This window comes from Oceanisphaera psychrotolerans (genome assembly GCF_001870485.1).
Classification (GTDB): Bacteria; Pseudomonadota; Gammaproteobacteria; order Enterobacterales; family Aeromonadaceae; genus Oceanimonas; species Oceanimonas psychrotolerans.
In genome coordinates this window covers 24,893-31,252 of record NZ_MDKE01000032.1, presented here as the reverse complement: position 1 = coordinate 31,252, position 6,360 = coordinate 24,893, and the positions used below count along the sequence as shown (strand labels likewise).

5 protein-coding genes and 1 pseudogene are annotated in these 6,360 nt (G+C 50.8%); 5 read left to right on the top strand and 1 reads right to left on the bottom strand.

The window, feature by feature from the left end; genetic code table 11:
* Nucleotides 1-358: pseudogene (locus BFR47_RS11515) on the bottom strand (IS630 family transposase); the annotation flags it as partial.
* A 622-nt stretch (nucleotides 359-980) separates the two neighbouring features.
* On the opposite strand from BFR47_RS11515, the gene BFR47_RS11510 reads away from it, so the two are divergent.
* The 5 genes from BFR47_RS11510 to BFR47_RS11495 are packed head-to-tail and all read left to right on the top strand — an operon-like array spanning nucleotide 981 to nucleotide 6,304.
* Nucleotides 981-2,168 carry a phenylacetate--CoA ligase family protein gene (locus BFR47_RS11510; RefSeq protein WP_139215164.1) on the top strand — a complete coding sequence of 396 codons (1,188 nt, stop codon included), beginning with the start codon at nucleotides 981-983 and terminating at the stop codon, nucleotides 2,166-2,168.
* Nucleotides 2,169-2,177: 9 nt separating this feature from the next.
* A complete protein-coding gene (locus tag BFR47_RS11505) occupies nucleotides 2,178-4,355 on the top strand; it encodes a bi-domain-containing oxidoreductase (protein ID WP_071473211.1) in 2,178 nt (725 codons plus the stop codon).
* 39 nt (nucleotides 4,356-4,394) lie between these two features.
* A complete protein-coding gene (locus BFR47_RS18695; RefSeq protein WP_245748906.1) occupies nucleotides 4,395-4,991 on the top strand; it encodes a hypothetical protein in 597 nt (198 codons plus the stop codon).
* Entirely contained in the window at nucleotides 4,939-5,577 is a 639-nt protein-coding gene (locus BFR47_RS18690; RefSeq protein WP_245748905.1) for a hypothetical protein, read from the top strand. Before BFR47_RS18695 ends, BFR47_RS18690 begins: the two co-directional genes overlap by 53 nt.
* Complete coding sequence (locus BFR47_RS11495; protein ID WP_071473210.1) at nucleotides 5,564-6,304, top strand: WecB/TagA/CpsF family glycosyltransferase; 741 nt, start codon at nucleotides 5,564-5,566, stop codon at nucleotides 6,302-6,304. Before BFR47_RS18690 ends, BFR47_RS11495 begins: the two co-directional genes overlap by 14 nt.
* The last annotated feature ends 56 nt before the right edge of the window (nucleotides 6,305-6,360 follow it).

The following is a 6,360-nucleotide window of genomic DNA, read 5'->3' as shown; positions in this document are numbered from 1 at the left end:
AGGGTGAGTAGACCGGCTGGAAGATCAGGATGAACTTGGGATTATCTGCCAGCCAGCTTTGCACCAGACGACTCTTGTGGATCACGTAATTATCCAAGATTAGCGTGATGTTCCGGGCTCGTCGGTAGCGTCGCCGCAAGGCTTCCAGTAATGAGATAAACAGGGCTGAGTTCTTTTTGTGACCAGCAACATAGGTTACTTGGCCCGTTGTCGCATGCAGGGCTCCGGCCAGATAGTGCTTTTCGTTGATACCCGGTGTGACGACTTTCTTCTGCTGGCCTCGCAGCGTCCAGTCTGCTCCCAGCTTGGGGTTCAGGTCGATATCAACCTCGTCGGCGTAAAGCACAGGGTTATCCTGGCAACAGTCCGCCAGTGCCTGTTTAACCTGCTCTACCTTCAGGGCAAGATTACGAAAAACCGCGCCAAATAAGGGCTTTCAGCCACTTCATGACAACAAAACCAAGTTAAAAATGTTCTTTTTTAGAACATATCATGGTCATAAAATATACATCACGATATATCGCAATAAGTTCTAAAGTTTTTTGCTCCTTTTGAACTCTAATTTGGAAACGCTACACCCTGCAAGCCCAGTAAATCCGCGGGCTTTCGTAATCTTGCCCTGGACTGAGTTCCCTTCCTTCAGTGATCTACTATTCGGAACAGCTATTTAGTAGGATCTGATTTATCATTACTGAAAATGGGTGTTGAAAAATTTCGGGTGATATATTTGATTGCTCTATCATAAGTAAACAATAATTCATTTAAAAGAGTGTAATATGGAGTTCGTTAGGAAAGTCTCACAACTACTATCTAGAAATATATCATTAAATATTTTTCCTACAAGTTGGCTCTTGAATGTAAGTTCCGATTTCAGATCCTGTAGTTCCTTTCTCAATGACGTTGAGTCATGGTCATCTGATGACGTAAAGGAATGGCAGTTCAATAAAGTTAAAGGGATTATAGTCGGAGCTTACAATAGAGTGCCGGCCTATGGTGCTTTATATGATAAGAATGGTTTTAACCCTAATGAATTGAAAAGCTTTTCCGATGTTCGCCAATTGCCGGTGATAGACAAACCTTTTGTTAAAAAGCACTATTCTGATTTGGTTGATGTATCGTTGGCTGACCGCTCAGTAGTTCGCTATACTGGTGGGTCAACTGGTACACCTATGAAGTTCCTTCTTGATAAAGAAAAAATTTTCTTTGAAAAGGCTTTTTTTTACTATATTTGGAAGAAACACGGTTACGAAATTGGAGATAAATGCCTTTTTGTTAAAGGTGAGAACATTAAAGGGTCAAGTGGTCGCTTGGCTGTGCGTGATGGTATATATAATTATTTGAAATTGGATAGTAATTATCTTAATGAAAGCTCAAACCTTCCTGATTATGATCGGGCTATTAAAAAATTCAAGCCTAGAAAGGTTTTTGGCTATCCATCGGCTATCTATCAGTTAGCTTTACTATACTCTAGGTCTTGTGTTAAGCCTCCTGAGTTTGATTTGATTATGTTGGCTTCAGAAAACACTTACCCTGATCAAATAGCTTTTATTAAGTCAATTTTTTCTTGTGATAGTGTGTTTTTTCATTACGGTCATTCTGAATATGCGGTGTTAGCAACCAAGTATCATGATAATGACTGCTTGGGTTTTAACCCTTTCTATGGGCATGCTGAGATAATCAAGCCGGATGGGCAGCTTGCAGAGGCTGGTGAAAGTGGCGAGATTATTGCAACTAGCTACTCGAAAAGTATGCCATTAATTCGCTATCGCACCAATGATTTTGCAGTGGTGTCTGGCTACCAGTCAAACGATTATATGCGTAGCTATTTGGCTGTTGATAAAATAGAAGGTCGACTTCAGGAATACATAGTTACTGAAGATCAGCGGTTGGTTTCAATATGCACAATGGGGGCGGCGCATTTTGAAGAGCTTGGCCCAGTGTTGGATTCTCAATACTTTCAAGATGAACCAGGTCGCCTAGTATTTAAGGTTTGTTGCCCTGAAGATGAATACACCAGTACGCTTGAGAAAAATATTAAGAGGGCCATTGAGCGGAAGCTGGAAAACAAAGTTAAAGTTTATGTAAAGAATGTTCCAGACATCAGGCGTACATCTACAGGTAAAAAGATAATGATTGAACAAAAGCTTGATATTAATCAGTATTTATAAGGATTAAAAGTGAAGCAAATCACCCAAACCCTCCGCACCGGAGTGGTAGAAATCAATGAAGTACCGGTACCCGCACTCACCGATAAATTTGTACTGGTGCAGAACAGTGCCTCGGTGATCAGTGCCGGCACCGAAAAAACCAAAATCGATATGGGTAAGAAAAGCCTGCTGCAAAAGGCCAAAGCCCGGCCCGATCTGGTTAAGCAGGTGGTTGGCAAGATTAAAACCGAAGGCCTGAAAAAAACCCTGCAAACGGTTAACTCCCGGCTGGACTCCCCATCTCCGTTAGGCTACAGCTGTGCCGGCACGGTTGTGGCAGCCGGTGGCATGGTGGAGGGCATTCAGCCCGGTGATCGGGTGGCCTGTGGCGGCGCCGATTATGCCAACCATGCCGACTTTGTTGCGGTGCCCAAAAACCTGGTGGTCAAGGTGCCGGATAATGTGTCCGATGAAGAAGCCGCCTTTACCACTGTGGGCTCCATTGCGCTGCAGGGTGTGCGCTTGGCGGAGCCCCAGTTGGGAGAAACCTTCCTGGTGGTGGGCTTGGGTTTGTTGGGGCAGATTGCCGTGCAACTGTTGCGAGCCAATGGCTGTACGGTAATTGGTACCGATCTGGACGCTGCCCTGGTTAAGCGCGCCGAAGGCTTTGGTGCCATTACTGTGCCGCCGGGTGGCGATGTTGCTGGTCTTTGCCACGCCAAAACAGCCGGTCACGGGGTGGATGGCGTGCTGGTGTGCGCCGGCTCCAGCAGCAATGCCATTATTGAAATGTGTGGTGAAGTTACCCGCGAAAAGGGCCGGGTCGTGGTGGTAGGTGCGGTACGCATGGACATCCCCCGTGAAGATTTTTTCAAGAAAGAGATCAGCGTGGTGATCTCCCGCTCTTATGGCCCCGGCCGTTATGATCCCTTCTATGAAGAAAACGGCAACGACTATCCGCTGGGCTATGTGCGCTTTACCGAACAGCGCAACATGTCCACCTTTCTTGAGCTGATTTCTCAGGGCAAGGTAGATGTAAAAAGCCTGATCACTCATCGCTACCCGGTAGATGATGCTGCTGTTGCCTATCAGTTGATTGAAGGCAACAAAACCGAACCCTATCTTGGCATAGTGCTGCAATACAACCCGGCCAGCCGGCCAGCCGACATGCCTGCCCGTATTGCGGTTACCCCGGCGGCAGTGGCGACAGACAAGGTCAGGCTTTCTTTTTATGGCGCCGGCAACTACGCCACCGCCAGCTTGTTGCCGCCACTTCAGGCCAGCGGTCAGGTGACCTTCTCCGGTTTGGTCACTGCCAGTGGACGCTCGGCCCAGGGTGTGGCCAAACAGTTTGGCTTTGGTTTTTGCGCCGGCAGCTATGCCGAATTGCTGCAGGGCGATACCGATGCCATTGTCGTCACCACCCGGCACGACACCCATGGCGTAGCGGTGCGCGATGCGCTAAAGGCCGGCAAGCATGTGTATGTAGAAAAGCCGTTAGCTATGTCGGTGCAAGAGCTGGCCGAGATCCATCGCGCTTACGGCGACTGCGGCCAGGCCCAGGTGATGGTGGGCTTTAACCGCCGCTTCGCTCCTGCCACCCAACAGGTGGTGGAGCATTTTTCCGGTGTAAAAAGCCCCTTGGTGGTAAATATCCGTATCAATGCCGGAGCCATTCCCGCCGATCACTGGATTCAAGACCCTCAGGTTGGTGGCGGCCGCATGATTGGTGAAGGCTGTCATTTTATCGATCTGGCTTCTGCGCTGGTAAGCAGCAACGTGAAAACCGTGTACGCCGTGGGCTCGGCCAAGGCGGAAAAATCCGCTCTGCTTAACGACAACCTGTGCCTGTCGCTCACCTTCGAAAATGGCAGCGTGGCCAATATTACCTACACCGCCGATGGTGCCAAGGCGATGGCCAAGGAATATGTAGAAGTGTTTGGTGGTGGTCGCTCGGCACAAATCAACGACTTCAAGGACGTTACTCTTTACAGTGGTGATGCAGAAACCAGGCGTTTGAAGGCAACCGTGCAGGACAAGGGCCAGAAGCCGATGATCAGCGCCTGGCTTGAGGGCCTTAAGGCCGGCAAGGCCTGTGTGGACTATGCATGCCTGATGAGCACCAGCCTGGCCACTGTGATGGCGGTTGAGTCGCTTTCTTTGGGGATACCGTTAACGGTCGATACCGCTGTTTTTACCGCCGAGTAACCAGAAGGAAAACAAGGGGGCCAGTTAGCCCCTGTTGCTATGAACACGCTGACCAATCTTAACTCTCGGCTACTCGATGCCATTCGTGGCGAGCAGTTCGCCGGTTACGACCCTTTCGACAGTTTGAACAGCACACTATTGCAGGCTACTCCGCTTAAAAATAACGAGTGGGTGCGTCTGGCCTGGTTGCAGCTGGGCAAGCGTTCACCTATCAATCTGCGGCCACTGCTGCGGGTGCCCAAGAAGCGTAACCCCAAGGGAGTGGGGTTGTTTATTCTTGGCCTGCTGGAAGATTACCGCCGCACCGGTGAGCAACAATATCTGAGCGAAGCCAAAGAGCTGGGCGACTGGTTGTTAACCCAGCAGAGCCCACGCGATCAATGGCAGCACAGCTGTTGGGGCTACCATTTCGACTGGCAGGCCCGCGCCTTTTATGTGCCTGCCGGCAAGCCCAACATTATTACCACCTGCTATGTGGCACGCGCCCTGTATGCACTGGGCGAGACGTTGGGTGAACAGGGCTTTATGGATGTGGCCCTGGATGCCGCCCGTTTTATTGTGAATACCCTGTATACAGAGGCAGATGGTCGGCGTTTTTTATGGCTACATTCCGGGCGAAACCGCCTTTGTGCATAACGCCAGCCTGTGGGGGGCAGCCTGGGTGGGCTTTGCCGGTGCCAGGCTGAATGATGCCGCCATGTGCCAGCAGGCATTGGAGGTGGCACGCCAGTCGGTGAGTGAGCAGGGGGAAGATGGTTCCTGGGTATATGGAGCCCGACATCACCATCAGTTTATCGACGGTTTTCATACCGGTTATAATCTGGAGGCACTCTGCCTGCTGCGCGATGCCCTGAGTGTTACCGAGTTTGATGCCACCATCGAGCTGGGTTACCGCTATTACCTGAATCATTTTTTCACCGAAGACGGCACCGCCAAGTACTACAACAACAATGTGTATCCCATAGACATGCACAGCGTCGCCCAGGCGGTGTTTACTTTGCTTAAGGTTGGGGGCAGTGAGGCGGATGAAGCCTTGTGCGAAAAAGTGATTGCTCGCGCACTCGAGCAGCTTTATTTGCCGGCTAAAACCCAGTTTGTGTATCAAAAAAGTCGTTGGTTGACCAACCGCATCAACTATACCCGCTGGACTCAGGCCTGGGCCTATTTCGCGCTGGCCTTTTATAACCGCCACCGAGCAGAGAAGAAAAATGAAAAGAATTAATGTACTGGGTTGCCCCATGGACGTGGCCAGCATGGCGCAGACCGTGGCGGCGATACGTGACGGTATTCGTGAGCGGCGCTTCACCCAGCATGTGGTGGTGAATGTGGCCAAGCTGGTGAACATGCGCAAAGACGCCCAGTTGCGCGAATCCGTGGAAAGCTGTGACATCATCAATATCGATGGCATGGGCGTGGTGCTGGGCGCTCGCATTATGGGTCATGATGTGCCCGAGCGGGTGGCCGGGGTGGACTTGTTCCACGAGTTGCTGGCCATGAGTGCGGTGGAGTCTTTTCCTGTTTTTCTGTTGGGTGCCAAAGACGAGGTGGTACAGACGGTGGCTGACAAGGTAACCCATCAGTACCCGGGCCTGACCATTACCGGCTATCACCATGGTTATTTCTGGGACGATGAGCAGGCGGTGGTGGAGCAGATCAAGGACTCGGGTGCCCGTCTGCTGTTTGTGGCTATTACCTCGCCCCGTAAAGAAAACTTCATCAACCGCTGGCGTGATCAGTTGGGGGTGGATTTTGTGATGGGCGTGGGCGGTACCTTCGATGTGGTGGCCGGAAAGGTCACACGTGCCCCGCTGTGGATGCAGAAGTACGGGCTGGAATGGCTGTATCGGGTTATCCAGGAGCCGCGTCGCATGTGGAAACGGTATTTGGTGACCAACAGCAAGTTTGCCTGGATGTTGCTCAAGGCAAAGTGCAGGCAGGTTGTCCGCTGAGCACGGCTTGTTCTTAACGGCCTGCTCCGCAGGCCCTGCCAACTAAAGTGGCAGCT